Origin of the sequence: Actinomadura sp. 7K507 (assembly GCF_004348425.1) — a bacterium.
In the GTDB taxonomy this organism is placed as follows: Bacteria; Actinomycetota; Actinomycetes; order Streptosporangiales; family Streptosporangiaceae; genus Spirillospora.
In genome coordinates this window covers 1-26,506 of record NZ_SMKK01000124.1, presented here as the reverse complement: position 1 = coordinate 26,506, position 26,506 = coordinate 1, and the positions used below count along the sequence as shown (strand labels likewise).

Genomic DNA, 26,506 nt, shown 5'->3' with positions numbered 1-26,506 from the left:
CCCTGGCGGGCCAGCTCGACCGCGCGGCGGCGGAACTCGGGCGGGTGTGGTGAGGGCATGGCGGACATCCTTCCTGATGATCGCCGGTGACCTCAGATCAGATGTCCGTGCTCCGGGGGGAAGCTCAACCAGTTCCCTTCGGGACGTCGAACATGGCAGGGGCCGGGATACTCGAACGTCACCGCCACCGCCCGGAAGGCTCGACTGTCCGGATCACTCAGGCTGGGGAGACCTTACTGGCGGTCGGGGCGGATGATGTACCAGGCTCCGGCCGGGGTGGTCCACACCAGGAGGCCGGGCCAGAGGTGGTGGAGTTTCCAGCCCGGGGTCTGTTTGAGCCGGTGGTGCCTGCGGCAGAGCGGCGCAAGATTGCAGCGGCAGGTGACCCCGGGCCGCCAGGGGATCGTATGGTCCAGATCGCAGCGGTGTGAGGGCTGGTTGCAGCTCGGGAAGACGCAGGTGGCGTGCCGTGCCTCGATCTCCCGCCGCAGACTTGCCGGGGGCCGGTAGCCGGGCCGACCGTGCTGGTCGTCGTCGCCTTGGCAGAGCTCGTCACGCCGCTGAGCGAACCGCTGGGTGAGGCGGTGTACGGCCTGGTCGACTGCGGCGGGCAGTTCGGCGGCGGGCGTGCGACCGCGCAGGTGGGCGAGCCGTTGACCGAGCAGTGCAGCCAAAGCGGTCACGGTGGTGTCGCTGGTGTCGGTGGTGTCGGTGGTGTCGCCGTTGTCGTCGTCGGGGACCTGCGCGGGCGTGGGAGCGCTGGGCTCGGCGTCCTCGGCCTGGGCGAGCAGGACTTGGACGGCGGTGGGGAGTTCGGCACCGTTGAGCAGTTGGGTGGCCAGGTCGGCGCGGATGAGGTTGAGGGGCCGGGTGTCGCCGTCGGCCTTGATCCCGTGCGCGGCGGCGGTGATCTTGTTGAAGACGGCGTGGGCGTCTTCGGGGGCCAGGTCGCACAGAGCCAGATCGGCGGTCCCGGCTGCGGTCTCCCACAGCTCCAGCCGCCGTTGCCGTACCGCTTCGCGCTTGCGCTCCTCCACCGCCTCCGGGGCCAGCCGCTGGACGACCCGCTTGATCCGGCGTCGCAGTTGCCCGGCGGTCTGAATGGACGCCTTCTCCAACACCGCCGACTCGACCCGTTGGGCCACCTGGTCGGGCAGAGAGTCGGTGATGTCGCAGATGACGCGGGCCTTGGCCATGTCGACTCGTCCGGCCTCCAACGCCGCCCCCGTCTCCGCAAGCGGCCCGGTCAGCTGTTCGGCGAGGTGAACCAGGGTGGCGGCGGTATTGCCGGTGACGGTCAGCGCGGCGGCGACCTCTTCGGTGACCGACTCGTGCGCGGACAGGATCCGGTAGTCAGGATCGCCGTCGGCCTCGGCGCTGGTCCGCCGCTGGGTGAGTTCGGCGATCGCGGCCAGTTCCCGCGCTTGGGCCCAGGAGGTCTGCCGCCGGGCGGCGGCCGCGACCTGCAACAGTTCGTCGTCGGTCAGATCGGCCAGGCGTTCTTTCCCGCCGGACAGGCAGATGGCCAGTTGCGGGCCGGGCGGGAACCACTCCCGATTTTCCCATTCACGCGCACCGACGACGATTTCAGGCCCCTCAACGACTTCAAGCGGCATGGACACAAGATTCACCCCCAACCAAAGTGCACTACCCCAATTCTAGTGGAAGATCACAACAACACCCCCGGACAATCCAGACACGCCATATTTATGTCACCGCATTTCTTCACCCAGGACCCTCGCCATCGCCGCCAGTTCTCGCCGCGCGAAGCGCGGCGCCCCACACCGCACCGACCAGCAGCGATATCCGAACCGCTGAAATGGCTCAGGACCACCCGGAGACGGCCGGCGCATATTCCCAAGTCCTCCGGCGGGTGAGACGATCGGTCTGGAGGTCTGGAGGTCTGGAGGTCTGGAGCGTGACGCATGGCCGAAGCGAACCCCGATTACACTCCGACCGTCTCGGCGGAGCAGGTTGAACGTATCCGCCGCTGGCACGAGGACGCCTACGCGCGCCGCGCCGGCGAGTCCCCCGCTGTCCACACCTTCGATTACCTGGGCCTGACACTGACGGTTCCGCCTGATGTCCAGCCGATCGCGCCCGTTTCGAGCCTCCTCGGTGAGGCCGTCCTAGCCGAGGTGCGCGAGGGTGACCGCGTCCTGGACATGGGCACCGGCAGTGGCGTCAACGCCATCCTCGCCGCATCGAAGGCCAGGCGGGTCGTCGCCGTCGACACCAACCCCGTCGCCTTGGAGGCCGCCCGCGGCAATGCCGAGGCCAACGGCGTCGCAGAGCGCGTCGAAGTGCGCCACAGCGACGTCTTCAGCAACGTCAGCGGCGAGTTCGACCTGATCATTTTCGATCCGCCGTTCCGCTGGTTCGCGCCGCGCGACCTGCGCGAGACCGCCACCGCCGACCAGGACTACCGCGCCATGACCACCTTCTTCCACCAGGCCCGGCGGTATCTGCGCCTCACCGGCAGGATGCTCATCTTCTTCGGCACCTCGGGCGACCTCGGTCACCTGCGCAGGCTGGCCGACGAACAACGCTTCAAGACGGCGGTCGTGGCCCACGACGACCTGGTCAAAGAGGGCTGGCGCGTCGACTACTACACCTTCCGCATGACGCCCTGACGCGCCGTCGCTCGCCCGTTGTCCCGGGTGCGACTCGTCAGGCTGTGAGCACTGCGGTCGGCTTCCTGGATTGGCGGAGGGCGAAGACTCCCCAGCCGAGGTATCTGCGGTTGTAGGCGAGGTAGGAACGGCGGGAGGTGTCGGCGAACTCGCGCATAGCGGGGGCGTCCGGGTCGGTCGAGTTGGCCTTGAGCCATTCGTGGATCGTCCACCATTGGGAGGCCACGTACCGGTCCCAGCTGTCGGGGTCGGCCAGGACCATCTCCACCAGTTCGAGCCCGGCGGCCTCGAAGCGGTCGAGAGTGCCGGTGAGCGAAGCGAAATCGTCCGGTGAGAAGCCGAATGCCGCGTAGGCCGCTTCGGGTGGCTCGTCGGTCCAGTACGGCTCGCCGATCAGCAGCAGGCCATCGTCTGCGGCGGCGGAACGCATGAGCTCGATCGTCCCGGTCAGGCCATCGCCGATCCAGGTCGCGCCGAGGCAGGCCACCACGTCGAAGCGTCCAGGTGCGCGGTAGCGGCCGGCGTCGCCCTGCTCGAAGCTCACCTTCTCCGCGACGGCCAACTCGGCGGCTCGCTCGTGCGCTGCGGCAAGGAACACTTCGCTCAGGTCGACGCCGTGGCCCGTGGAACCGAACTCCACCGCCCATCGGCACAGCATCTCGCCCTTGCCGCAGGCCAGATCCAGGATCTTGGTACCGAGCCCGACGCGGCTCACCTCGCCCAGCAGGAGAAGCTTCTCCTCGGTGAACGGGTTGAGGATGCGATGATCCGCTTCGGCGATCTCATGAAGGCGCAGCAAGGGTGGGGCTCCGGAAGTACGTGAACGACGTCATTGCCTGGTCAGGATGCCATTCAACGGTCTCCCGGCTCGACTCCGTTTCCGGCGGGGCCGCCGCTGGGACGGCCGTTACTCGGTGATCGCCGGGTAGTACTCGGGGTCTTCGTACTCCCACTCCTCCTCGTCGTCCTCCTCGTCCCACTCCTCTTCTTCGACTTCTTGCCGGTCGTCGGTGTCGAGGTCGACTCCCGCTTCGGTGAAGTGGGCGCGGACCTGTTCGGCCATGTCCTCTGACATGTAGTGGTGGTGGAGGTCCAGGCGATCCAGGTCGCGGAAGGCCGGTGTGTCCAGGAGGACGCGGGCGCCCTTGTCGGTGAGGGTGCCCAAGGACAGGTCGAGGGTGTTCAGGCGGCTGGTCACGGCGGCGTCCGCCAGGGCGGTGACCAGGGTGTCGGTGTTCTTCGCGTTGCGCAGGCCGAGATGCTTCAGGACGGGGAAGGCCGAGCCCGACAAAAGAGGCGCGAGGTCCTCTGGAGTGGTGCGCTTGCCCAGGTAGAGTTCCAGGCTTTCGAGGGCGGGGAGTTCGGTGCCCAGGACGCCGTGGACCACCGCCTGATCCAGTTGGTGGGTCTGGAACGTCAGGCGGCTCAATGCCTGGTGATGGGACACCTCCCACGCGAGCCTGTAGTCGCGTCCCGCGATGTTCATTCTGTTGGCGCCGCGGACGCCGAATTCGGTCAGCCCGGGGAATGCCGTGACGAGCGGTGAGACGTCGGTCTGCGCGATCCAGGAGATCTCGGTCTCCTCCCTGGTGACCTCCCCGAAGAACAGCGCGGTCAGCGCGGGAAACGCCGCCGCCCGGGCGGCCAGCAGGTCTCGCACGCCGTCGACGTCGTCGTTGGCGGGCCCGGGGTCCCAGCAGTTGCCGATGATCAACGCGGTGACGGCCGTGGTGTCGACCTCGGCGACGAAGCGCTCAAGGTAGTCCCGGAAATGTTCCTCGTCCCCGAAGGGCTGCAGCCGCAGCCGCCATGCGAACGCGCCCGGATCGGCCTTCGCCGCGGCGAGCCGCTCGTCCTCGGACGCCGAGGGCGTTGCGGGGCTGCTTTCCTTCGACGGGAAGTCAATGGTCGCAAGACCCGCGAATTCCGCCATGTAGTCGTAGTGCGGCATGGTCAGGTCACCTATGCGTCGTGGGGGGCAAGATGGAGTTATCGACGCTGGCCGGACGGTTCTGGTTCCGACGTATGCCGATGATCCGGTTGCACGGATGCCGCGAGGCGCACGGGCGGCTGGGCGATCATGACGCCGCCGCGCCGGACTCGGGCTGGAACGTCACCTGGGGCCGGCGGCGTGCGGGGTGCCCGGGAAGCGCTGGACGGGGTTGCTGCGGCCCGCGAGCAGCAGGAAGAGGACGGCGCCGGCGACGGCGTAGACGGCCAGGACGATCAGGGGGCGGGCCAGGTCGTGGCCGTCGAAGTAGACGGCGTCGCGCACGGCCTCGGTCCCGGCCCAGTTGGGCAGCCAGGGGCCGATCGCCCGCCAGAACGGCGGGAGGAACTCGAGCGGCCACGGGCCGCCCGCGGAGGGGTTGCCCAGTACCACGAACACCAGGATCGCCAGGGCCGTCCCGATGATCCCGAGCAGGCTCTCGGCCGCGGCGGTCGTCACCGCCACGGCGAACACGCACAGGGCGCCGATCCCGGTGAGCAGCCACGGGCTGCCGGACAGGTAGCCGTAGCCGTTCTCCACGATCAGCGTCCCGGCGGCGCCGGTGACCGCGGCGTAGACCGCGAACGCGGCCAGGCGCACGACGGCGTCGCGGAACGTCGCGGCCGCCATGCCGCGGTACAGCCCGACGATCGCGGCGACCAGGTAGGCACTGACGATCCACCCGATCACGAGATAGAACGGCACGAGACCTTCCCGGTCGCCGGGGTCGGCCGGGACCACGTCCTGCACGGACAGGGTCCGGCCGCCGGCGGCGGCCACCGGGCCGAAGGTGTCGCGCAGCAGGCCGCTCGCGGTCGGCCCGAAGGCAGAGGTGATCAGCAGCCGTGCCTCGCCGGACACGTAGGCGCCGTAGACGTCCCGGTCCTGGATCGCGCGCTGCGCGGCCGCGGGGGTCGGGTAGGTACGCAGGTCGAAGGTTTCGCCTTGCCCGCTCAGCGTCGCGTCGATCCGCGCGGTGGCCTCCGGCGCGCCGACCACCGCCACCGGCACGCGGTGGGGACGGGGCGCGTGAAGGCCGCCCAGGTAGGAGGCGATGAAGGCGGCGCTCAGGAAGAAGACGGCCACCATCATCAATCCGGTGACCGGATAGGAGACGCCGTGCGCGGGCTCAGGCTTGCTTGGCACTACTTTCGGCTACCCAATGGGCGCGGATTGTAACTACGGCACGGGCGCGCGACCTGCGATCCGGTTGACAGCGGGGCGCGAGGATGTATTAATAAATGTCTGTTCATTTATTAAGTGGAGGACGCGCGATGGCGGGACGGCCCCGGGGTGTGGACGACTCGGTGATCCTGCGGGCGGCGGTCGAGGTGATCGGGCGGCTCGGGCCGGCGAAGCTCACGCTCGCCGCGGTCGCCGACGAGGTCGGGCTGGTGCCGGGCACGCTCGTCCAGCGGTTCGGGTCCAAGCGGGGGCTGCTCCTGGCGCTGGCCGCGCGGTCCGTCCAGGACGCGGACACCCTGCACGAGGAGGCGAGGGACGGACACGGGTCGCCGCTCGCGGCGCTGCGGGAGTTCGCGGCGCGGTCGGTGTCCGATGTGGCCACACCGGAGGCGTACGCCAACCACCTGGCGTTCCTGTGCATGGACCTCACCGATCCGGAGCTCCGCGAGCACGCCCTGGCCGTCCACCAGGCGAACGGCCGCGTGATCGGGACGCTGCTCGGCGAGGCGGTGTCGGCGGGCGAACTGGAAGCCAGTACGGACGTCGCGGCGCTGGCCGGATCGGTTCAGGCGGTCATCGCCGGAGCCGGGCTGAACTGGGCTCTCGACCGGCAGGGCACGCTGCGGGAGCGCCTCGCACGGGAGATCGGTACCGTCCTGTCACCGCACGTCAGGAAGGGAGAATGATGATGGAGGAACGTCCACTGACCGGCCGGGTGGCCCTCGTCGCGGGCGGCACGCGAGGGGGCGGGCGAGGGATCGCCGTCCAGCTCGGCGCCGCCGGGGCGACGGTGTACGTCACGGGCCGCAGCAGCGGCTCGGGACGCTCCGACCTCGGGCGGCCGGAGACCATCGAGGACACCGCCGCGCAGGTCACCGCGGCGGGTGGAACCGGGATTCCGGTGCGGGTCGATCACAGCCGTCCGGACGAGGTCGAGGCGCTCGCCGAGCGGATCGCGGCGGAGCAGGACGGGCGGCTCGACGTCCTCGTCAACTCCGTGTGGGGCGGCGACCCGCTCACCGACTGGGAGCATCCGCTGTGGGAGCAGGACCTCGACACCGGCCTGCGGCTCCTGCGGCAGGCGGTGGAGACCCACGTGATCACCAGCCGGTTCGCGCTCCCGCTGATGGTCGCGCGGGGACGCGGCCTCGTGGTGGAGGTGACCGACGGCAACACCGCCCGCTACCGCGGCTCGTTCTTCTACGATCTCGCGAAGTCCGCGGTGATCCGCCTGGCCGTGGCGCAGGCCGCCGAGCTGAAGCCGCGCGGGGTCGCGGCGGTGGCCGTCACCCCCGGTTTCCTGCGCTCGGAGGCCGTCCTGGATCACTTCGGGGTCACCGAGGCGAACTGGCGGGACGCCATCGCCAAGGACCCGCACTTCGCCCATTCCGAGACCCCGGCCTACCTGGGACGGGCCGTCGCCGCGCTGGCCGCCGACCCCCAGGTCATGACCAAGACCGGACGGGCGCTGGCGACCTGGGGCCTGTACGAGGAGTACGGGTTCACCGACGTGGACGGCACGCAGCCCGACTTCGCCGCCCACTGGGCCGACGCCCTCGTGGACGAGTACGGCCCGCTCGGAGATCCGCTTTAGGGCGGCGCTTCGACGACCAGACGGCCGCCTTCGGCCTTCACACTCGTCCCGAAGGCGGCACACGCCCTGGTGAAACGCTCGGCGATCCACGCATGGCCCGCGTCGTCCGCCAGGTGGGTGTGGCTGTAGGCGAGCCGCAGCGGCACCGCCTCGACGCGGGACGGCCCCGCGCCGTCCAGCGTGACCAGGAACAGGAGCCCGAGGTCGTTGCGGAGCCTCCCGTCCACGGCGTAGTCGTCGATGAAGTCGCCCATGTCGAAGATCACCGGCAGGGCCACGCCGTGGAAGACGTGCGCCGAACTCCCCGCGACGAGCGTCGCCCCTGCGTCCACCAGTTCTCCTGCCGCCCGCCGGACGTAGGGCAGCGGCTCCCGCGTCATGTTCGGCCCCCAGTGCGCCAGGACGAGCACCACGTCATCGCTCTCCCGCAGCCGCCGGATCTGCTCCACGAGATACCCGGGGACGCCCTTCTCCAACTCGGCATGGGCGACACCCGGACGGCCGTGCCCGGCGGCGAAGTCGACCGGGTGATCGGTGACGCCCACCACCGCGATCCGCAGGCCTCCGGCCTCCAGGACGACGCACTCCCGCGCCTCCTCGGGGCTCGCGCCGGCACCGACGACCTGGATGCCCGCCCCTCCCAGATGCCGGAGCGTGTCCGCAAGGGCTTCCGGACCGTAGTCGAGCGCGTGGTTGTTGGCGAGCGTCACGCAGTCCACGCCGAGACCGGCGAGCGCCTCCGCCGCGGCCGGCGGCGCCCGGAAGTGGAAGGGCTTGCCGGGCGCGTCCCATTTCCGGCCGCGACCGGACACGCAGCATTCCAGGTTCACCAGCCCGAGGTCCGCGCCGCTGAAGATCTCCCGCACGTCGTCGGAGAACAGGCCGTTCGGACCGGACGCGGCGATCTCGTCCGCCACGCCGCGGCCCAGCATGGTGTCACCGGCGAGCGCCACCGTAACGGCCATCCGGTCCCCCCCCCATCAGCAGCGTATAGACCCACACCTACCCGACATCGGCAGGTTTCCCCGGTCACGGGGTGCGGGTGAACCAGGTGACCTGGGCGCCGTTGCTGAACTCCTTCCGGTCGGTCGGCGTGAAGAGCGTCGGGCGGAACCCGCCGGCGAACGCGGAGACGCCCGCGCCGGCCACGACCGGGTAGCTCTTGATGATCAGTTCGTCGATCTCGGGCAGGAGGGCGCCGGCGAGTTCGCCGCCGCCGCAGAGCCAGATGTCCTTGCCGCCCTCTTCGGCCTTGAGTTCGCGGACGATGCCGTGCGGCTCCCTGACCAGCTCAACTCCGGGGTCGGCGATCTCGTCCAGCGTGGTCGACACGACGTACTGCCGCAGGTGCGCGTAGGGGCTGGTCACATCGATGTCGAGCGCGGGCCTGTACGTGCCGAGTCCCATCACGAGCGTGTCGAACCGCTTGTTAGGCGCGTCCTCCAGGCCGACCTGCGACCGGATGTGCGTGGGCACGGTCTCGGGATAGCGTTCGGTGATCCAGGACACCATGTCGTCTGCGACCGGGTAGAACTCGAACTCGCCGCCGGGACCGGCGATGTAGCCGTCGATGCTGACGCCGACGTAGTAGACGAGCTTTCGCATATCGGAACTCCGTTCGTAGTACTCTGTCTGCAGTGGTTTGAATGTAGTACTACGGCTGGAGTGGTGTCAATCATGCGGCGGAACGTGGAGCGGAGGGCGGCGCTGGTCGACGCCGCGATCGAGGTCCTGGCCGCGGAGGGGGCGCGCGGGCTGACGTTCCGGGCCGTGGACGCCGGGGCGGGCGTGCCGGTCGGCACCGCGTCCAACTACTTCGCCAACCGGGACGACCTGTTCATGCAGGTGGGCGGACGGATCTACGAACGCCTCCAGCCGGACGCGGACACCCTCGCGGGGGTCATCGAGGGGCCGCGCGACCTGGCCAAGGTCACCGAGCTGATGCACGGCATCGTCGGCCGGATCGCCGACTTCCGCACCGGCTACCTGGCGCTCCTGGAGCTGCGCCTCGAGGCGACGAGACGGCCCGAGCTGCGCGCCGTCCTGACCGAGCGGGTGCGCGAGGACGTGGAGGCCAACATCACCTACCACCTGGACTCCGGCCTCCCCGGCGACGCAACCTCGGGCCGCCTTCTCTACCTCGCGCTCAACTGGCTGATCGTCGAGCACCTCACCCTTCCGGGAGTGTTCTCCGACGACGACGTTCATGAACTCGTGGCGGTCGCGGTGGAACGCGCCGTCCACCACGAGGAACGCTAGGACAGCACGAGGAACGCTAGGACGGCACAAGGAACGCTAGGACAGCGGGCGCCCCGGGCCCTTCTTGATCTGCTCGACGAACAGGCCGGCCAGCGCCTGCTGCCCGGCGGCGGTCGGGTGGTAGCTGCGCGGCTCGGCCTCCAGCGCCGACAGGTTCAGCGCCAGGCCGTTCATGTACGGCTCCTCGCTGCCCACCTCATGGCCGGCGAACGCGCTGTAGGCGTCGACGAACTCGACGCTGCCCCGGCCGTTCCGGGCGGCGATCCGCGCGTCGGCCTCGACGGCGGACTGCTGGATCAGCTTGCCCAGGTCGTGGGCCCGCCCGTTCAGCCAGCGCTGGTCGGACACCGTGATGTTGTCCCCGTCCACGCCGCTGACCTCGGAGAACGCCTTCGGGTAGCCCATCACGATCACCCGCGCGCGGGGAGCCTTCGCCGTGATCTTGTCGAGCAGATCGGGAAGGCTCGTGCGGAGCTCGGCCATCCGGGCGGCGATGTCCTCGCCCTGGCGGGTGCAGTCCTTGCTCCACGGCAGCTTGACGACGCATCCGGCGAGCACCTTGGAGAACCCGACGTCGTTGCCGCCGATGCTCAGCGTGACCAGGCTCGTCTCGGGACCGATGCGGTTGATCTGCGGCGGTTCCCCGCCCTTGCCGGTCAGCACGTCCGCCGTCGTCGCGCCGGAGCACGCCCAGAAGCCGCTGTCCTTCGCGAACTGGAACGCCTTCGAGACCTCGTGGTAGTACGCCTTGGAGGTCCGGTGGCACCGGTCGAGCGGATTGTGGTCGGACACGGTCGCCTCCGAGCCGACCCCCGACGAGTACGAATCCCCCAGCGCCACATAAGAGCCCCACGTGGCGGCTTCAATCGGCGACAGTGCCCTCTCGGTGGCCACCGGATCCGCGCGCGCACCGGGCTCGGATCCGGGCTCGTGGCACCCACTGCCGAAGATCTTGCACCGCGCCGCCGGCAGCGCCACCAGCGGGACCACGGCCAGCGCCAGCAGCGTCAGCAGAAGGGCGACGGCGACGCCGCGTTCGCCGAAACGGTTCCGTACCCATGCCACCGGGCCGACCATCATCCTCCTCCGCGTCCATGAGGGCAGACGTCCACGGGCCGTCCCGGGTTCCCGCCTTTACAATGTAGATCAAAACCGGTCACGGGCGCCCGATCCGCGCCCACATGACCAGCCGGGGTCCCAGCTTGTGAAGACCGGCCTCGATCTCGGCCTCCCAGTAGGACCTGATCCCAGGTCCCCACCGCTCCTCGGGCAGCTCGGCGAATCCGTGCTTGGCGTACCAGGGCTCGTTCCAGGGGACGTTCCGGAACGTCAGCAGGCTGACCCCGGCGGAGCCGGTCTCCGCGGCACGCGCCATGACCACCTCCAGCAACCGGACGCCGATCCCCCGGCCCGCCAGATCGCCGCGCACCGCGATCTGCTCCAGGTGCGTCGCCCCGTCGACCTCCTGGACCGCCGCGAAGCCCACCGGCGGATCACCGGCGACGACGATCTCCGACTCCAGTTCCGCCATCTGCTCGACAACGGTCGGCCCCGGAGGGAACACGATCCCGACCTGTTCGAACATCCCGTCGGCCGAATTCTCGATCGCCGGCAGGCCCGGCAGATCCCCCGGCCGCGCCGGACGTACCTCGTAGTCCATCCCGCGATGGTAAAACGCCTCCCGGACCACGGCGTCCCATTGACCGCCCGTACGCGGGACGCGGGGTTCTCCCTCGCGGTGGGGAGGCGGATCGCCCGCGGGAGGGACGCCCACCGGACGGGGTGAGCCCTTCACTTGCACTCAGGAAACCAAGGGAAGCCGAGAGTGAGGGGCCTGGCATGGCGATGAATGCGGCGGCGGTCGTCCGGCGAATGCACGGGCCGACCGTCGAGGGGGTCCCCCGGTGGGCGGTGATCGCGGCGTACGGTGCGAGTCTGGTGGTGCTGCCGTCCTGCGTCTGGCGGATCGCGCTCGGCTTCGGCGCGCCGATCGGTCCCGTGACGGGTGACATCGAGGAAGCGCGCGGGGACCTGCCGGGCTGGATGCCGATGTGGTCGTACACGATCCTGTTGAGCGTCCTCAGCGAAGCGCTGGCGTTCCTGGCGATCGGCCTGGTCAGCCGGTGGGGCGAGGTCTTCCCGCGCTGGATCCCGTTCCTGGGCGGACGCAGGGTGCCGACCCTGGCGGCCGTGGTTCCCGCGGCCACGGGCGCGCTCGTCCTCACGGTCGGGACGCTCTCGTTCGTGCCCGGGTACGACAAGTTCACCGGACCGGACGGGACCACCGTGTACCTCGAAGGGTGGAAGCTCGCGGTCTTCGTCGCGTCGTACGGGCCGCTCCTGGCGTGGGGCCCGCTCCTCGGCGCCGCGACCGTCGCCTACTACCTCCGCCGGAAGCGGGGTCCGGGCACTCAGGGCGGTGCGGAAAACGAGGTGCGGGCGGACGGCGGGCAGGGTCATGATCGGATATGGGCTGGACACTGAGCGACGATCTGGACGAGTTCCTGGCGATGACCGGCGGGTTTCTGAGGGACGACCCCGTACGGAACACGGTGGCGCTCACCGTCACCGAGAACATGCGCGAGCAGGGACCCGGCGTCTACGAGGACGTCCTGTTCGGATGGTGGGCGCCGGGCGGGGGCGTCGAAGGGACGGTCATTCGGACCGCCGCGTATCCGCCGCTGCTCAGCGCGATGCCGGGACGGGCGGCGCGGGAGCTGGCGGACGCCCTGGCGGAACGGGGCACGGCGGCGGGCGGGGCGAGCGGTTCGCTCGCCGCCACGGAGGTGTTCGCGGACGCGTGGACCCGGCGGACGGGCACGGCCAGCCGCGTGACGATGCGGCAGCGGCTCTACCGGCTGGGCGACCTGCACGTGCCCGACCCGCCGCCCGAGGGCGCGGGGCGCGTCGCCGGCCCAGGCGACCGGGCGCTGATGCTGGAGTGGTCGGCGGGGTTCTCACGGGACGCCGGCGATCACGGTGCGGTGAACACGGTGGTGCTGGACGGCAGGCTCGACGCGGGCCGCATCGCGCTGTGGGAGGCCGGCGGGCGGCCGGTGTCGATGGCGGGATGGTCCCCGGTCGTCGCCGGGATGTCCCGGATCTCGGCCGTGTACACACCGGCCGGTGACCGCCGCCGCGGGTACGGGGCGGCGGTCACCGCGGAGGCCAGCAAGGCCGCGATGGACGCGGGCGCCACCGAGGTCGTGCTGTTCACCGACCTCGCGAACCCGACGAGCAACGCCGTGTACCAGCGCCTCGGCTACCGGCCGGTGGAGGACCGCGTCATGCTCGCCTTCGACTGACACGCGGCCCGCCGTCGGCGGGGCACCGCCCGCGGGCCACCGCGGGGCACGGGCCACCGCGGGGCACGGGCTACCTGACCCCCGCCTCCTTCATGTCGCGGAGTTCGCGTTTGAGTTCCTTGGTCTCGTCGCGGAGGCGGGCGGCGAGCTCGAACTGGAGGTCGGCGGCGGCCTGGTGCATCTGGGCGGTCATCTGCTCGATCAGGGCCTCCAGCTCCTCGCGGGGGCGTTCGCCGACCAGGTCGGCGGCGTGCCGGCCGACCTCCCTGGTGCGGGACGCGAGGCCCGGGACGGGCGCCTTGCCGCGGCTCTGCTGGCGGCCGGCGCCGCCGATGAGGGTCTCGGTGTCGGCCTCCTCCCGGACGAGGGAGTCGAGGATGTCGGCGATGCGCTTGCGCAGCGCCTGCGGCTCGATGCCGTGCTCGTCGTTGTAGGCCTGCTGCTTGGCGCGGCGGCGGTTGGTCTCGTCGATCGCGCGTTCCATCGACGGCGTCACCGTGTCGGCGTACATGTGGACCTGGCCGGACACGTTGCGGGCCGCGCGGCCGATCGTCTGGATGAGGGACGTCTCGGAGCGCAGGAAGCCCTCCTTGTCGGCGTCGAGGATCGCGACCAGGGACACCTCGGGCAGGTCGAGGCCCTCGCGGAGCAGGTTGATGCCGACCAGGACGTCGAACTCGCCGGCGCGCAGCTCGCGGAGCAGCTCGATGCGGCGCAGGGTGTCGACCTCGCTGTGCAGGTAGCGGACCTGGATGCCGAGTTCGAGGAGGTAGTCGGTGAGGTCCTCGGACATCTTCTTGGTGAGGGTGGTGACCAGGACGCGCTCGTCGCGTTCGGTGCGCTCGCGGATCTCGTGGATGAGGTCGTCGATCTGGCCCTTGGTGGGCTTGACGACGATCTCCGGGTCGATGAGTCCGGTGGGGCGGATGACCTGCTCGACGACGTCGCCCTTGACCCGGTTCATCTCGTACGGTCCGGGCGTCGCGGACAGGTAGACGGTCTGGCCGATGCGGTCGAGGAACTCCTCCCACTTCAGGGGGCGGTTGTCCATCGCGGACGGCAGCCGGAACCCGTGCTCGACCAGCATCCGCTTGCGGGACGCGTCGCCCTCGAACATCGCGCCGATCTGCGGGACGGTCTGGTGGGACTCGTCGACGACGAGGAGGAAGTCCTCCGGGAAGTAGTCGAGGAGGGTGTTGGGGGCGCTGCCGGGACTGCGGCCGTCGATGTGCCGGGAGTAGTTCTCGATGCCGGAGCAGGTGCCGACCTGCCGCATCATCTCGATGTCGTAGGCGGTGCGCATGCGCAGGCGCTGCGCCTCCAGCATCTTGCCCTGGCGGTCCATCACGCCGAGGACGTCCTCCAGCTCGGCCTCGATGTCGCGGATGGCCCGCTCCATCCGCTCGGGACCGGCGACGTAGTGGGAGGCGGGGAAGACGTACAGCTCCTCGTCCTCGGTGATCAGCTCGCCGGTGAGGGGGTGCAGGGTGGCCAGCTTCTCGATCTCGTCGCCGAACATCTCGATGCGGACGGCGAGCTCCTCGTACTGCGGGATGATCTCGATGGTGTCGCCGCGGACCCGGAACGTGCCGCGGGTGAACGCGAGGTCGTTGCGGGAGTACTGCATGCCGACGAGCTGCCGGAGCAGGTCGTCGCGTTCGATCTCCTGCCCGACGCTGAGGCGCACCATGCGGTCGACGTACTCCTGCGGGGTGCCGAGGCCGTAGATGCAGGAGACGGACGCGACGACGACGGTGTCGCGGCGGGTGAGCAGCGAGTTGGTCGCCGAGTGCCGCAGCCGGTCGACCTCGTCGTTGATCGAGGAGTCCTTCTCGATGTAGGTGTCGGTCTGCGGGATGTACGCCTCGGGCTGGTAGTAGTCGTAGTAGGAGACGAAGTACTCGACGGCGTTGTGCGGCAGCATCTCGCGCAGCTCGTTGGCGAACTGGGCGGCGAGGGTCTTGTTCGGCTGCATGACCAGGAGGGGCCGCTGCACCTTCTCCACCAGCCACGCGATCGTGGCGGTCTTGCCGGTGCCGGTGGCGCCGAGCAGCACGTTGTCCTTGTCGCCGCCCTCGATGCGGGCGGCGAGCGCCGCGATCGCCGCCGGCTGGTCGCCCGACGGCGTCATCTCAGTGACGACCTCGAACGGCGCCACGCGGCGCCGCAGATCAGTGATCGGCCGCATCGTCGCCTCTTCCCATGGTCCGGACTGCACCCCTGCCCTGCCACTGTATGCAGTGCCTACGACAATCGGTATTTCCGCAGGCCGGAGGGCCTGAAGCCGATCAGGGCGCCGGCAGGGGGATCGTGGCCTGGACGGCGTAGCCGCCGCCGCGCGGGCCGGCCTCGAACGTGCCGCCGAGGGCCGTGACGCGCTCGCGGAGGCCGACCAGGCCGTTCCCGCCGCTCGGCAGCCGGTGGTCGGGACGGGCGGCGGGCGGGTCGTTGGCGACCTCCACCTCGATCGCCCCGGGGAGGAGGCCGAGGTCGACGCGGGTGTCGGCGGCTCCGGCGTGCTTGTGCACGTTGGTGAGCGCCTCCTGGACCAGGCGGTAGACCGTCCGCCCCACCGCGGCGGGCATGGGACGCTCGTCGCCGCGGATCGACAGGTCCACGCGCAGCCCGGCGGCGCCGGACTGCTCGACGAGCTCGCGGACGTGGAGGAGGTCCGTCGCCTCGTGGGGCAGGGCCTCCTCGCCCCGCCTGAGGACCCCGATGACCTGCCGCAGCTCCTCCAGCGCCTGGCGTCCCATGTCCCCGATGACGCCCGCCGTCTCGGCGGCCCGCACCGGGTCGCGGACGGCGGTCGCCTTGAGCGCCCCCGAGTGCACGACCATGACGCTGATCCTGTTGGCGACCACGTCGTGCATCTCACGGGCGATGCGGGTGCGTTCCTCTCCCCGCGCGCGCTCTGCGAGAAGGTGCTGTTCCCGTTCGAGCCGCGTGGCGCGTTCCTGGAGCGACGCGAGGAGTTGCTTGCGCGCGCCCATGTAGAGGCCGAGCAGGACCGGGACGGCGACGAACGCGACGCCGAAGATGGCCTGCGCGACGAAGGGGTCCGTCGCCGAGGTCGGCGCGGTGACGACGAGCGAGGCGACGTAGCCGAGGACCGCGATGATCACCACCGTCCGGCGGGACGCGGTGTAGGCGGCGAGCGAGTACAGGATGACGAGCGTGGAGAACGCGCCCGCGCCGGTGATCGTGCCGAAGACCAGCAGGAACAGCGCGAGACCCACGGGATGGATGCGCCGCACGACGACCGCCAGGCCGAGGACGACGCTGCACCCCGACGTGACGGGCGGCGGCAGCCAGAACTCCTGGTCGACGAACCACAGGAACGCGCCGTCGCCGGCGGCGACGGCCAGGGCGAGGAAGACGTCGAGCGCGCGTGAACGGCGTGTCGGCCACGCCGCCGACCACCAGCCCCGAACGCGCATGCGCCGAGCCTATAGCGGACGGCGGCGCACCAAGGTCGAACATGTGGCGAAGGTGAGGGCGGCCATCCCTCCGGGAAACGCGAATCACCCGCCCTGCGGGGCTTTTCCGCGCTCCGGGTGCTGTGGTTACGATGACGGCGCCGATCGTGCCGTCCGAAGGGGGCGACACCCCCCGCGCCTCCCGGGGCGCCTCGGCGCCGACGTCAGGACGGGGTAACCGCAGAACATGACCCGCTTCGCCAACTGGCTCGGGAAGAACGCCGACGCCGTGATCGCGCTCGTGCTCGCCATCACCGTCGCGGTGCTCGGCGTCGGGGTGAAGCTGCCGAACGAGGCGGAGATCACCAACAGCGCGATCCTCGCGGTCATCGGCCTGCTGGCGACGGCGGTGCTGCGGGACCGCGCGCGCCGCATCCCGGTCGAGGCGGAGGTCCGTGACACGCTGCGCGCGTCCTCGACCACGCTGGACGACCTGAGCGGCAGGCTGACCCACATCGAGGGGTTCGAGGGCGTCCTGTCCGAGACCAAGCGCGCCCTGGACGAGAGCACGGTCGTCCGCGTCATCAGCGGCGCGGAGGTGGCGCAGGTCCTCGAGGAGGCGCGCCGCGACACCGACCGGTGGTTCTTCAAGGGCGGGACGGGCACCTACATCCGCGCGCGGACGCTGCCCGAGTGCGTCGCGGCCGCCCGCAGGGAGCGCCGGACCCTGCTGGTCCGCCTGGAGATCCTCGACCCCGCCGACGTGGAGGTGTGCGAGGCGTACTCGCGGCACCGCCGCTCGGTGTCGGACGGCCCGGACGCGACGGGCGAGCCGTGGACGCTGGACCGCACCCGCAAGGAGGCGTACGCCACGATCCTCGCGTCGTGCTGGCACAAGCAGCGGTTCGCGATGCTCGACATCGACATCGGCCTGGCGCGGACGATGACGACGCTGCGCTACGACCTGGCGGCGACCCGGATCGTGGTGACCCGCGACGACCCGCGCGGCGAGGCGCTGGTCATCGACAGCGACAAGTTCTACTACAGCTGGGTCAGCGCGGAGCTGCAGACCAGCCTGGACCAGGCGCGCCGCGTCCCCGTCGAGCAGGCGAGGCTGGCGCCGCTGGACGACGAGCCGACCGTCGAGGAGGTCCGCAAGCTCTTCGAGGTGATCGGGGTCGACCTCGCGCAGGGCTACACCGACCGCGACGTCATCGAGATCATCCGGAAGGCGCTGCGGGCCAAGGACCCCTACGAATGAGGGCGGGCGATGGGGTGTCCGGAGTGAGGTACGAGGAGATCCGCGAGGAGATCCGGGCCGGTACGGCGGCGCGGACGTTACCGGTGTGGGCCGAGCGCGTCCTGGGCGACGTCGCGGCGGGCCGCTCGCCCGTTCCCGCCGTGCGCCACCCGCTGGGGTTCGTGTGCCTTCCCGTGGACCGCTCCGGGGACTTCGGCGTGTGCCTGCACATCTGGACGCCGGAGGTGCGCCCGGCCCCGTCCACCACGTCGCCGGTGCACTGCCACAGCTGGGATCTGGTGAGCTTCGTCCTGTACGGGACGGTGCGGAACGTCCGGATGGACATCGACGGGGAATCCGCCGGGGAATCCGCCGGGGAATCCGGCGGGGATCCCGCCGAGACGTCCGCGGACAGGGCGCAGCAGGTCTTCGAGGTGCTCAGCGAGGGCGGCGTGGACGAGCTGAGGGCGACCGGACGCACCGTCCGCTACGCTCCCGGCCGGTCCAGCACGCACCGGACCGGCGAGTCGTACACCCTGCCCGCCGGGGTGTTCCACACCACGCTCATCGAGGACGGCGGGGACGCGGCGACGGTCGCTCTCGGGCGGCAGGCGCCCGGCGGCGGCGACCTGTCGCTCGGCCCGCTGGACATCCCGACCCACCGGGTGCGCCGCTCGCGTTCCGACCACGCCGAGACCGTGCTCGCCCTGCGCCGTTCCGCCCGCCGGATCGCCGCGGCGCATCCCCCGCCCGCGCGGGCCGCCGCCGGGCCCGGCGAGCACCCGCCCGCTGATCCGCACGCGCGGCAGCGCCGCTCGGCGCACCGGTAGTCCCGCCGCCGGACCCGACTGGAGAGGCCCGATGAGATCCACGACCCCGTCACCGGCCCATCCGGTCGATCTCTCCGAGGCCCGCCGCGTGGCGGTGGACGCGGCGGCGGAGGCGGGGACGCTGCTCGCCGCCGGCGTGGACGGGCCCCTGAACGCCCGCCCGAAGGGCGCGAACGGGGACGTGGTGACGGAGCTGGACACGGCCGCCGAGGAGCTCATCGTCGGGCGGCTGCGGGCCGCGTACCCGGGGCACCGCATCATCGCCGAGGAGTCCGGCGTCCTCGAAGGCGAGCCGGGCGAGGAGATGGTCTGGCTCGTCGACCCGCTCGACGGGACCAACAACGTGGCCATCGGCATGCCCGTGTACGCGGTGGGTCTCGCGTTGTGCGCGCGCGCCGAGCCCGTCTTGGGCGTCGTCCATGACCCGGTGACGGGGCGGACCTGGTCGGCGGTGCGCGGGAGGGGAGCCCAGGGGCCGGACGGTGCGCCGCTGACGCTGGCCGACCGTCCGCGGCCGGGCCGGGAGAAGAACCCCGTCCTGGCGTGGACGCAGGGGCACCAGGTCGCGCCGGACGATCCCGTGGCGTTCGGCCTGCGTTCGTCCCTGGAGGGGCAGTGCGCGCGGATGCTGCAGCTGTGGGCACCGCTGGTGGCGTGGACGATGCTGGTGCGCGGCGACATCGACGGGATCGTCGGCTACCTGCCCGAGATCGTGGACCTGCCCGCCGGGGCGCTGCTGGCCGCGGAGGCGGGGGCCGAGCTGCGCCGCCTGGACGGGCGGCCGTACGCGATGGGCATCGACCTCCCGGCGTCCGAGCTGGGTTTCGTGGCGGCGCGCCCCGAACTGCTCGACCGCCTCCTGGAGACCACGGCGAAAATGACGGCCCGGGACGGCCCCGACTCTCTCGCCTAGCCCGCCTCAGCCGGTCAGCAGCAGCGCAGGGACGGTGGCCGCGCAGCCCAGCACGGCCAGGACGGTCCCCGTCAGCACGAACTTGCGCATGGGCACGCGGACGTCCCACCGGCGGCACCACTCGAACCACAGCAGCGTGGCGAGCGACCCCCACGGCGTGATGACGGACCCCACGTTCGTCCCGATGAGAAGCGACAGAAGCTGATCCCTGTTCGACGCCGGTACCGCCGACTCCCCCGCGACATACGCGGGAAGGTTGTTGAGGAGGTTCGACAGGCCCGCCCCGCCGAACGCGGCCCGGAACGCGCCCGCGACGCCGCCGTCCCCGCCCACCATGGCGCGCATCACGTCGTCCAGGCCGAACCGCTCCAGCGTGGGGACGACCAGGAAAAGGCCGGTGACGAACACCAGGAGCTGCCACGGGATCAGCGAGGGACGCAGCCTCGCCCGGTCCCGCACGGCGAACGCGGCCACGGCGACGGCGGCGGCGATGGCGGCGGCGATCCCGAGCTGGATCCCGGTGTGCACCCCGGCGAGGATCGCGCCGATGAACATCAGGCACGCGAGCCCGGTGGCGGAGAACAGGACCCTGTCCCGGACGGGCGCGGGCTCGGGCGGGTCGTAGGTGTCCGCGCCCCGCATCCGCCGCCGCCAGTAGAACACCCACAGCAGCACCATCGTGACGGCCAGCGCCGCGAGCTGCGGGACCCACATGCGCGCGGCGAACGCGCGCGTCCCCAGCGCGACGCGGTCGGCCGCCAGCAGGTTCGTCAGGTTCGACACCGGCAGCAGGAGGCTCGCGGTGTTGGCCAGCCACACCGTGGTCATGGCCAGCGGAAGGGCCGCGATCCGCGCGCGCGCCGCCAGCGCCAGCATGACGGGCGTCAGGAGAACGGCGGTCGTGTCGAGGTTGAGGAAGATCGTGATGAGCGAGGCGAACGCCACGCACAGCAGGAACAGCACGCCGTAGTTCCCGCGCCCCGCCCGCGCCATCCGCTGCGCGATCGCGTCGAAGACCCCGGCCTCCTTGGTCAGCTCCGCCAGGACGATGACGCTGAACAGGAACAGCAGCAGCGGCGCGATCCGCTCCACGCTGGAACGCGCCGTGGCGGCCGGCAGCAGGCCGGTCGCGACGAACACCAGGCCGAGGACCAGCACCCCGATGCGGATCCAGTCGAGGACGCCCAGCGAACCGGCCGCTCGGCGCAGGATCTCGGTCCGGGATGACACGCGCGACATGATCCCATAGGCGTTCCCGCGCGCTGTTTTCGTCGCCGCGCCGCGCGATACTGGCGGCATGACGACCCCCGGCGGCCACCCCAGGCAGGAGCATCCGACCGACTTCTTCATCAGCTACTCCCCCGCGGACGAGCGGTGGGCGTCCTGGATCGCCTGGCAGCTGGAGGCTGCGGGGCACCGGACGATGATGCAGGCCTGGGACTTCGTGCCCGGCACCAACTTCATCGACTTCATGGACCGGGGCCTGTCGGAGGCCAAGGCCGTGGTCGCCGTGCTGTCGCGCAACTACCTGCGCTCCCGGTACGGGCGGATGGAGTGGATGGCGGCGCTGCGCGCCGACCCGGACGACCCGGCCCGCAAGCTGGTCACGGTCCGCATCGAGGACTGCCCGATCGACGGGCTGCTGTCCACGATCACCTACGTGGACCTGGTGGGGGTCGACGACCCCGACGACGCGCGCGGGCTGCTGATGCGGCGCATCGGGGAGGCCCTCGCCGGGCACGCGCGCCCGCAGGACGGCCCCGGCTTCCCCGGAGGCCGCCCCGGAGGCGGCCCCGGCGACAGGGCGCCCCTCCCGGGCCGCCTGGAGGACACCGGCGGGGACCGGCCGGATCCGGCCGGGGAACGGCCCGCGCGGCGGGCGCCCGCGGCCGCGCCCGCGTTCCCCGCCGCGGGCGGCGGCGACGTGCCGCGCGCGGAACTGAGCGTCCTGCACGTCTCCGGCCCCCGGTTCGGCCGGACGCTCGCCGAGCCCGGCGAGCCCACGACCGCCACCGAACTGCAGGACCGCATCTGGAGCGACGTGACGCGGCTGGCCGACTCCGGCGTACCGCGCCCCGACCTCCTCGTCGTCACCGGCAACATCACCCACTCGGGCAGCCGCAGGGAGTTCGCCGAGGCGCTGTCGTTCCTGACCAGCCTGCGCGCGCTGCTCGGCCTGGAGGCCCAGCGCGTCGTGGTCGTCCCCGGCACCCACGACGTCACCCGCGCGGCGTGCCAGGCGTACTTCTCCAGCTGCGAGGCCGACGACATCGAGCCGCAGCCGCCGTACTGGCCGAAGTGGCGGCACTACGCCGGGCTGTTCAAGGAGTTCTACCAGGGCATCGACGCGCTGATCTTCGACAGCGCCCAGCCGTGGACGCTGTTCCCGGTCCCGGACCTGCGGGTCGCGGTCGCCGGACTCAACTCCACGCTGCCGCAGACCCATCGCGAGGAGGACCGCTACGGGCGGGTCGGCCGCGCGCAGGCCGCCTGGTTCAACGAGCGGCTGCGGCACTACGAGGACGACGGCTGGCTCCGCCTGGGCGCGATCGAGCACACCCCGATCTCCGGGGAGAGCGGCGCGCTGCGCGACACCGACACCGTGGAGACGCTGCTCGGCGGCCACGTCAACCTGTTCTTCCAGGGGACGGAGTCGGAGTTCGGCGCCGTCCCGCTGCTGGACGGCGGCGTACCGTCCGTCCCGGCCCTAGGGCCCGGCCGCCACCAGATCGTCGTCGTACGGCGGGACGGCCTGGAGCGGTGGATCCCCGAGGACGCCGAACGGCGCGGCCCGGAACGTCTCGAACAGACCTGGACGAGCGTCGGCGGAACGTTCCCCGCGCCGCGCGCGGAGACGCCGCCGGCGCCGCCCGTCCCGGAACTCGGCCCCGGCGCGGGCGGCGCCGCCGACCCGGTCCCCGACCCCGCGGCGCGGCTGCTCGACCGCCTGACGGAGGCGTGCGAGACGCGTTTCGAGCGCGCGACCATCCGGCGGATCGTGCCGCCCCCGCGCGAGGACGGCCGGTCGGATCCGCCGCACCTGCTCCTCACCCACATGGAGGACGGGTTCGTCCGGCAGTACCGCATCGGCGCCCACGTCGGCCAGGTGACCGAGGCGGACGTGGACGCGTTCGTCCGGCACGTCCACGCCGACGGGACCGACCACGGCTCCGAGCTGGTGTACCTGGGGCACGCGCCCGCCAGGTCGCTGCGCGACGACGCCCTGCGGCGCGGGATCCGCGTGCGGAGCCTCACCGAGTTCCAGGGCCTCGTCGACCTGTCCGAGTACGTGACGGCGCAGACGGGCCGGCTCTCCGGGGGCGGCCTGTATCCGCCGGCCCTCTACGTGCCGCAGCGGTACCGGGAACTCGACCGCCTGAGCGCCGAGACCCCGTCCGGCGGGGCGGGCGGCGACGACGTGGTCGGCGAGATGCTGCGCCTGCTGGCCGCCGACCACGGCCGGTTCCTGCTGCTGCTCGGCGACTTCGGCCGCGGCAAGACGTTCGCGCTGCGCGAGCTGGCCCGCCGCATCCCCCAGGAGCTGCCCCACGTCATCCCGATCCTCATCGAGCTGCGGGCGCTGGACAAGGCGCACTCGGTGGACGGCCTGGTCGCCGCGCACCTCGCCAACCACGGCGAGGAGCTCATCGACCTCAAGGCGTTCCACTACATGCTCCGGCAGGGGCGCATCGTCCTTCTCTTCGACGGGTTCGACGAGCTGGTGACGCGGATGACCTACGACCAGGCCGCCGACCACCTCGACACCCTGCTGCAGGCCGCCCAGGACAAGGCGAAGATCGTGGTGGCGAGCCGCACGCAGCACTTCAAGTCGCAGGCGCAGGTGCTGACCGCCCTCGGCGAGAAGGTCGGCGTGCTGCCGCACCGCCGCGTCCTCGGGCTGGAGGAGTTCACGCCCCCGCAGGTCCGCTCGTACCTGGTCAACCGGTACGGGGACGAGGACGCCGCGGAGGCGCGGCTGAGCCTGCTCTCCGGCATCGAGGAGCTGCTGGCGCTCACGTCCAACCCGCGGATGCTGTCGTTCATCGCCGACCTGCCCGAGGACCGGCTCCGCGCGGTCGCGCAGGCCCGCCGGGCCGTCAGCCCCGCCGACCTCTACCAGGAGATCCTGTCGTCCTGGCTGGCCTACGAGGCGGACCGCGTCGGCGGCTCCGGCGGCCCGTCGGGGCTCAAGGCCGACGACCTGTGGCGGGCCGTCGGCACCCTCGCGCTGCGGCTGTGGGAGGGCAACGAGGACTTCTTGCGCCTCGCCGAGCTCACCGACGTCGCCGACGCCCTCACCGGCCTGTCGGGCGGGCGCATGTCGCCGCACCAGGTCACGCACGCCGTCGGCGCGGGCAGCCTCCTCGTGCGCACCCCGGACGGCCTGTTCGGCTTCATCCACACGTCGGTGATGGAGTGGCTCGTCGCCCGGCACATCGCGGACGAGTTCGCCCGGGGCGAGGCCCCGGCCGCGCTGGCCGGGCGGGCGATGAGCCAGCTCATCGTCGACTTCCTCTGCGACCTCGCCGACACCCGCGCCTGCCAGGAGTGGGCGGCCGGGGTCCTCGCCGACCCCGGCGCCGACGACATCGCCCGCGCCAACGCGATCCGCATCACCACACGGCTGCGCACCCCGGCGCACACCGACCTGCGCGGGGCGCGCCTGCAGGGCGAGGACCTGTCCTACCGCGACCTGCAGGAGGTCGACCTGACCGGCGCCGACCTCACCGACGCGCAGCTCGTCGGCGCCAACCTGTCCCGCGCCGTCCTGCGCGACGCGTCCCTGGCCGGCGCCCGCCTGGACGAGGCCAGGCTGACCGGCGCCGACCTGCGCGGCGCCGACCTGTCACGCGCCCGCCTGGCCCGCGCCGACCTGCGGGACATCACCGTCGACGGCAGCCGCTGGACCCGCGCCGCCCTCGTCGACGCCGCGCTCCCCCAGCGGATCGCGGCCGCCCCCGAACTGCGGGAGGCGGCGATCGCGCCCGGCCGCCCCATCGACATCCAGGTCGCCCCGGCGGGGATCGGGGTCCCGTACGGCTTCCACTTCCAGACCAGCCGCCTGCCCCAGCCGCTCGCCTACAGCCCCGGCGGCTCCGTGCTGGCCGTGGGCGGCGAGGACGGCGGCGTCCTCGTCTGCGACGCCGTCACCGGGACCCCCCTGCGCACCCTCCAGGGCCACACCGACCGCACCTACGCGGTCACGTTCGACACCGGCGGCAACCTGCTGGCCAGCGGTTCCGCGGACGGCACCGTCCGGCTGTGGGACCTCGCGACCGGGCACACCGCCCACACCCTCACCGTCCACCCGGACGGCGTGTGGCCGGTCGTCCTCGGCGGGCGGTCCCCCTCGGGCGCCGACCTCGTCGCGGCGGGCGCCGCCGACGGGACCGTCCGCGTGTGGGACGCCGCGACCGGCGCCCTGCGGCACGAGCTGTCCGGGCACACCGCGCCCGTCTACACCGCCGTGTTCGACCCCGCCGGCTCCCTCATGGTCACCGGCGACGCGGGCGGCACCCTGCGCGTCTGGGACCTGACGGGCGGGAACACGGGCGGGGACGCGGGCGGGAACACGGGCGGCGGCGCGCTGCTGCGCGAGCTCACCGGCCACCGCGGCGCCGTGTTCCGCGCGGTCTTCCACCCCGACGGCTCCCTCCTGGCCGCCGGGGACGAGGCGGGCGTCGTGCGGCTCTGGGACATCCGCACCGGCCGGATCAGGCAGGAGCTCCTCGGCCACACCGGCCGCGTCTACGCCATCGCGTTCCACCCGTCCGGGGACCTCCTCGTCACCGGCGACACCGACGGCTCCGTCCGCATCTGGGAGGACGGCCACCACCGAACCACGCTCCCCGGCCACGAGGGCGGCATCTACCAGGCCACGTTCAGCCCCGACGGCGGCCGCCTCGCCACCGCCGACAGCGCCGGGTCCGTCCGCCTCTGGAACCCCGCGACCGGGCGGCAGCGCCTCGAACTGGCCGGGCACCGCGGCGCCGTGTGGCCGTTCGCGTTCCGCCCGGACGGCGCGCAGCTCGCCACCAGCAGCAACGACGGGACGGCCCGGGTGTGGGACGCCGAGACCGGGCAGTGCCGAGTCGTGCTGCGCGGCCACGGCCGCCGCGTCACCGGCGTCGCGTTCAGCCCGGACGGCGGCATGCTCGCCGGCAGCGGCAACGACGGCCTGGTCCGCCTCTGGGACCCCCGCACCGGCCGGATGATCCGCGAGCTGCGCGGCACGGCCGACAACCTCACCTCCGCCACGTTCAACACCCGCGACTCCCAGCTCGCCACCGCCACCAACGACGGCGGCGTCCACCTGTGGCAGGCGGGGACTGGCACGTTCGAACGCGAGCTGAACGTGGAGACCGACCACGTCTGGGCGCAGGCGTTCGCGCCCGCCGGCGACGTCCTGGCCACCGCGAACGACGACGACACCGTCCGCCTCTGGTACTGGACTACCGGCCGCGAGATCGTCAACCTCGCCGACCACCGGGGCCGCGTCCGCTCCATCGACTTCCACCCTGGCGGCACCCTTGTCGCCACCGGCTGCGACGACGGCCTCGTCCGCCTGTGGCACCCCCGCACCGGGGAACTCACCGCCGAACTCGCCGGTCACGACGACCGCGTCTACCGGGTGACGTTCTCACCCTCCGGGGAGACCCTCGCCAGCGCCAGCAACGACGGAACAGTCCGGCTCTGGGACCCCGCCACCGGCGAACCCCTGCACACCCTCACCGGCCACACCGGCCGCCTGTGGACGACCGCGTTCCACCCGTCCGGGACGCTCCTGGCCAGCGCGGGCGACGACATGGCCGTCCGCCTCTGGGACCCGGCCAGCGGCCGCCTCCGCCACACTCTCACCGGCCACACCCGCCGCGTCTGGTCGGCCGCGTTCAGCCCGGACGGCACCCTCCTCGCCACCGCGGGCGACGACGGAGCCATCATCCTCTGGGACGCCGGCGGCGACGCCGCCCCCACGCGCCGCGCCACCCTCCTCGGCCTCTCCGAAGGCTGGGCCGCCCTCTCCCCCGACGGCCGCTACAAGTGGGAGGGCAACGCCACCGCCGAATTCTGGTACGCCGTGGGCATGTGCCGCTTCGAACCCGGCGAACTGGACCCCTACCTCCCCGAGGTCCGCCAC

21 protein-coding genes are annotated in these 26,506 nt (G+C 71.9%); 10 read left to right on the top strand and 11 right to left on the bottom strand.

All coding sequences use genetic code 11. The features are described from left to right. Positions 1 to 233: 233 nt before the first annotated feature. Entirely contained in the window at positions 234 to 1,616 is a 1,383-nt protein-coding gene (locus E1285_RS25860) for an HNH endonuclease signature motif containing protein (protein ID WP_132156448.1), read from the bottom strand. Positions 1,617 to 1,925: 309 nt separating this feature from the next. On the opposite strand from E1285_RS25860, the gene E1285_RS25855 reads away from it, so the two are divergent. Beyond that, positions 1,926 to 2,633 (top strand): methyltransferase, encoded by a 708-nt coding sequence (locus E1285_RS25855; protein ID WP_132156446.1) that lies wholly within the window; start codon positions 1,926 to 1,928, stop codon positions 2,631 to 2,633. Between the two features lie 37 nt (positions 2,634 to 2,670). Here the strand turns inward: E1285_RS25855 and E1285_RS25850 are convergent, their stop codons facing one another. The 3 genes from E1285_RS25850 to E1285_RS25840 form a co-directional block, all read right to left on the bottom strand. Further along, positions 2,671 to 3,432, bottom strand: coding sequence for a methyltransferase domain-containing protein (locus E1285_RS25850; RefSeq protein WP_132156444.1), 762 nt, complete (start codon positions 3,430 to 3,432; stop codon positions 2,671 to 2,673). A gap of 108 nt (positions 3,433 to 3,540) precedes the next feature. Then, entirely contained in the window at positions 3,541 to 4,584 is a 1,044-nt protein-coding gene (locus E1285_RS25845; protein ID WP_132156442.1) for an STM4015 family protein, read from the bottom strand. 162 nt (positions 4,585 to 4,746) lie between these two features. Then, complete coding sequence (locus E1285_RS25840; protein ID WP_132156440.1) at positions 4,747 to 5,769, bottom strand: DUF3533 domain-containing protein; 1,023 nt, start codon at positions 5,767 to 5,769, stop codon at positions 4,747 to 4,749. A 128-nt stretch (positions 5,770 to 5,897) separates the two neighbouring features. Here E1285_RS25840 and E1285_RS25835 point away from each other — a divergent pair, with 128 nt between their 5' ends. Together E1285_RS25835 and E1285_RS25830 are read left to right on the top strand one after the other, a co-directional pair. Beyond that, the gene (locus tag E1285_RS25835; RefSeq protein WP_132156438.1) at positions 5,898 to 6,494 is read left to right on the top strand and encodes a TetR/AcrR family transcriptional regulator; all 597 of its coding nucleotides are present in this window, start codon (positions 5,898 to 5,900) and stop codon (positions 6,492 to 6,494) included. A gap of 2 nt (positions 6,495 to 6,496) precedes the next feature. Then, a complete protein-coding gene (locus E1285_RS25830) occupies positions 6,497 to 7,402 on the top strand; it encodes an SDR family oxidoreductase (protein ID WP_207946824.1) in 906 nt (301 codons plus the stop codon). On the opposite strand, the gene E1285_RS25825 is transcribed toward E1285_RS25830, so the two are convergent. Together E1285_RS25825 and E1285_RS25820 are read right to left on the bottom strand one after the other, a co-directional pair. After that, on the bottom strand, positions 7,399 to 8,367 hold the full coding sequence (locus E1285_RS25825; protein WP_132156434.1) for a CapA family protein: 969 nt from the start codon (positions 8,365 to 8,367) through the stop codon (positions 7,399 to 7,401). The genes E1285_RS25830 and E1285_RS25825 overlap by 4 nt on opposite strands. Positions 8,368 to 8,431: 64 nt before the next feature. After that, a complete protein-coding gene (locus E1285_RS25820) occupies positions 8,432 to 9,007 on the bottom strand; it encodes a dihydrofolate reductase family protein (protein ID WP_132156432.1) in 576 nt (191 codons plus the stop codon). A gap of 72 nt (positions 9,008 to 9,079) precedes the next feature. On the opposite strand from E1285_RS25820, the gene E1285_RS25815 reads away from it, so the two are divergent. Next, positions 9,080 to 9,661, top strand: a complete 582-nt coding sequence (locus E1285_RS25815) for a TetR/AcrR family transcriptional regulator (protein WP_132156430.1) — start codon at positions 9,080 to 9,082, stop codon at positions 9,659 to 9,661. Positions 9,662 to 9,697: 36 nt separating this feature from the next. Here the strand turns inward: E1285_RS25815 and E1285_RS25810 are convergent, their stop codons facing one another. Both E1285_RS25810 and E1285_RS25805 read right to left on the bottom strand, forming a co-directional pair. Continuing rightward, positions 9,698 to 10,726, bottom strand: coding sequence for an SGNH/GDSL hydrolase family protein (locus E1285_RS25810; protein ID WP_243723048.1), 1,029 nt, complete (start codon positions 10,724 to 10,726; stop codon positions 9,698 to 9,700). A gap of 91 nt (positions 10,727 to 10,817) precedes the next feature. Further along, complete coding sequence (locus E1285_RS25805) at positions 10,818 to 11,321, bottom strand: GNAT family N-acetyltransferase (RefSeq protein WP_132156426.1); 504 nt, start codon at positions 11,319 to 11,321, stop codon at positions 10,818 to 10,820. A gap of 179 nt (positions 11,322 to 11,500) precedes the next feature. On the opposite strand from E1285_RS25805, the gene E1285_RS25800 reads away from it, so the two are divergent. Together E1285_RS25800 and E1285_RS47600 are read left to right on the top strand one after the other, a co-directional pair. Next, a complete protein-coding gene (locus tag E1285_RS25800; protein ID WP_207946823.1) occupies positions 11,501 to 12,145 on the top strand; it encodes a hypothetical protein in 645 nt (214 codons plus the stop codon). Further along, the gene (locus E1285_RS47600) at positions 12,130 to 12,966 is read left to right on the top strand and encodes a GNAT family N-acetyltransferase (protein WP_132156424.1); all 837 of its coding nucleotides are present in this window, start codon (positions 12,130 to 12,132) and stop codon (positions 12,964 to 12,966) included. Before E1285_RS25800 ends, E1285_RS47600 begins: the two co-directional genes overlap by 16 nt. A 70-nt stretch (positions 12,967 to 13,036) precedes the next feature. Here E1285_RS47600 and uvrB read toward each other — a convergent pair whose 3' ends face one another. Then, complete coding sequence (uvrB, locus tag E1285_RS25790; RefSeq protein ID WP_132156422.1) at positions 13,037 to 15,154, bottom strand: excinuclease ABC subunit UvrB; 2,118 nt, start codon at positions 15,152 to 15,154, stop codon at positions 13,037 to 13,039. 100 nt (positions 15,155 to 15,254) lie between these two features. Next, positions 15,255 to 16,406, bottom strand: a complete 1,152-nt coding sequence (locus E1285_RS25785) for a histidine kinase (protein WP_207946822.1) — start codon at positions 16,404 to 16,406, stop codon at positions 15,255 to 15,257. A 226-nt stretch (positions 16,407 to 16,632) separates the two neighbouring features. Here E1285_RS25785 and E1285_RS25780 point away from each other — a divergent pair, with 226 nt between their 5' ends. The 3 genes from E1285_RS25780 to E1285_RS25770 are packed head-to-tail and all read left to right on the top strand — an operon-like array spanning position 16,633 to position 19,368. Beyond that, entirely contained in the window at positions 16,633 to 17,646 is a 1,014-nt protein-coding gene (locus E1285_RS25780; RefSeq protein WP_132156420.1) for a hypothetical protein, read from the top strand. Then, positions 17,643 to 18,455, top strand: a complete 813-nt coding sequence (locus tag E1285_RS25775; RefSeq protein WP_132156418.1) for a hypothetical protein — start codon at positions 17,643 to 17,645, stop codon at positions 18,453 to 18,455. The genes E1285_RS25780 and E1285_RS25775 overlap by 4 nt, the downstream gene beginning before the upstream one ends. A 31-nt stretch (positions 18,456 to 18,486) precedes the next feature. After that, positions 18,487 to 19,368: an inositol monophosphatase family protein gene (locus E1285_RS25770; protein WP_132156416.1), complete on the top strand. Its 882-nt coding sequence runs from the start codon at positions 18,487 to 18,489 to the stop codon at positions 19,366 to 19,368. 6 nt (positions 19,369 to 19,374) lie between these two features. On the opposite strand, the gene E1285_RS25765 is transcribed toward E1285_RS25770, so the two are convergent. After that, on the bottom strand, positions 19,375 to 20,607 hold the full coding sequence (locus E1285_RS25765; RefSeq protein ID WP_132156414.1) for an SLC13 family permease: 1,233 nt from the start codon (positions 20,605 to 20,607) through the stop codon (positions 19,375 to 19,377). 58 nt (positions 20,608 to 20,665) lie between these two features. Here E1285_RS25765 and E1285_RS25760 point away from each other — a divergent pair. After that, positions 20,666 to 26,506: TIR domain-containing protein (locus E1285_RS25760; RefSeq protein ID WP_132156412.1), on the top strand; the 5,841-nt coding region annotated here is incomplete at its 3' end.

Bases quoted from the DNA above. Each gene is read 5' to 3' on its own strand.
- E1285_RS25780 (WP_132156420.1), top strand. From the start codon at position 16,633: ATGACCCGCTTCGCCAACTGGCTCGGGAAGAACGCCGACGCCGTGATC.
- E1285_RS25860 (WP_132156448.1), bottom strand. From the start codon at position 1,616: ATGCCGCTTGAAGTCGTTGAGGGGCCTGAAATCGTCGTCGGTGCGCGT.
- E1285_RS47600 (WP_132156424.1), top strand. From the start codon at position 12,130: ATGGGCTGGACACTGAGCGACGATCTGGACGAGTTCCTGGCGATGACC.
- E1285_RS25820 (WP_132156432.1), bottom strand. From the start codon at position 9,007: ATGCGAAAGCTCGTCTACTACGTCGGCGTCAGCATCGACGGCTACATC.
- E1285_RS25775 (WP_132156418.1), top strand. From the start codon at position 17,643: ATGAGGGCGGGCGATGGGGTGTCCGGAGTGAGGTACGAGGAGATCCGC.
- E1285_RS25835 (WP_132156438.1), top strand. From the start codon at position 5,898: ATGGCGGGACGGCCCCGGGGTGTGGACGACTCGGTGATCCTGCGGGCG.
- E1285_RS25845 (WP_132156442.1), bottom strand. From the start codon at position 4,584: ATGCCGCACTACGACTACATGGCGGAATTCGCGGGTCTTGCGACCATT.
- E1285_RS25830 (WP_207946824.1), top strand. From the start codon at position 6,497: ATGGAGGAACGTCCACTGACCGGCCGGGTGGCCCTCGTCGCGGGCGGC.
- E1285_RS25855 (WP_132156446.1), top strand. From the start codon at position 1,926: ATGGCCGAAGCGAACCCCGATTACACTCCGACCGTCTCGGCGGAGCAG.
- E1285_RS25785 (WP_207946822.1), bottom strand. From the start codon at position 16,406: ATGCGCGTTCGGGGCTGGTGGTCGGCGGCGTGGCCGACACGCCGTTCA.
- E1285_RS25800 (WP_207946823.1), top strand. From the start codon at position 11,501: ATGGCGATGAATGCGGCGGCGGTCGTCCGGCGAATGCACGGGCCGACC.
- E1285_RS25825 (WP_132156434.1), bottom strand. From the start codon at position 8,367: ATGGCCGTTACGGTGGCGCTCGCCGGTGACACCATGCTGGGCCGCGGC.
- uvrB (WP_132156422.1), bottom strand. From the start codon at position 15,154: ATGCGGCCGATCACTGATCTGCGGCGCCGCGTGGCGCCGTTCGAGGTC.
- E1285_RS25805 (WP_132156426.1), bottom strand. From the start codon at position 11,321: ATGGACTACGAGGTACGTCCGGCGCGGCCGGGGGATCTGCCGGGCCTG.
- E1285_RS25765 (WP_132156414.1), bottom strand. From the start codon at position 20,607: ATGTCGCGCGTGTCATCCCGGACCGAGATCCTGCGCCGAGCGGCCGGT.
- E1285_RS25770 (WP_132156416.1), top strand. From the start codon at position 18,487: ATGAGATCCACGACCCCGTCACCGGCCCATCCGGTCGATCTCTCCGAG.
- E1285_RS25815 (WP_132156430.1), top strand. From the start codon at position 9,080: ATGCGGCGGAACGTGGAGCGGAGGGCGGCGCTGGTCGACGCCGCGATC.